The 722-nt window shown below is 61.8% G+C and carries 1 pseudogene and 1 other annotated feature; the pseudogene reads right to left on the bottom strand.

The features are described from left to right. Positions 1 to 651: pseudogene (locus IEX24_RS19355) on the bottom strand (IS3 family transposase); the annotation flags it as partial. Then, positions 526 to 639: a sequence feature (AL1L pseudoknot), on the bottom strand. It overlaps the preceding pseudogene by 114 nt. Positions 652 to 722: the final 71 nt, after the last annotated feature.

Genomic DNA, 722 nt, shown 5'->3' with positions numbered 1-722 from the left:
TTGCACCCCACGATCGGAATGATGGATCAGATTCGACAAGTCACGTCCGGCCCGCTGCCTGGTCCAGATGCCCATTTCCAGGGCGTCCAGGGCAAGTTCGGTGTGCAGGCTCGTCGATAGTTGCCAGCCCACGACGCGGCGGGAGTGCACGTCGGTGACGAACGCGGCGTACACCCAACCGGTGAACGTTCGAATGTAGGTGATGTCAGCCACCCACAAACAATCCGGAGCATCCGCCTCGAACCGGCGTTCCACGAGATCCCCCGGCCGATCAGCGATCGGGCCGGGAATCGTGGTCCGAGGTTCTTTCGAGCGCCGAACACCGCGTAATCCTTCGCGTCGCATCAGTCGTTCCACGGTGCACCTTGCCACCTGACGGCCGTCGCGACGCAGCTGGGCGTGCACCTTCCGAACCCCGTACACGCTGTAGTTATCGGTGTGTACTTTACGGATCTCGGCAACCGTGACCTCGTCGCTGACAGAGCGTTTCGAGGGCGGTCTGGCCTTTGACGCGTAATAGGTTTGCGGGGCGATGGGCAGTTCCCTGCAAATCGGCTCGACCCCGAACTCATCCTTGTGTTCGTCGATGTACGCGATCATCTGCTGTTGGGGCGGTCGAGCTCCGCCGCGAAGAAAGCCGACGCGCTCCGCAAGATCGCGTTCGCCCGCCGCAACTCGCGATTCTCTTTCTCGAGTTCAGCGAGCCGTGCTTTCTCATCGGT

The sequence above is a fragment of the Subtercola lobariae genome (assembly GCF_014640255.1).
GTDB classification, from domain to species: domain Bacteria; phylum Actinomycetota; class Actinomycetes; order Actinomycetales; family Microbacteriaceae; genus Subtercola; species Subtercola lobariae.
Note: the sequence above shows the minus strand (reverse complement) of the source record. Positions and strands in the feature narration are given on the sequence as shown.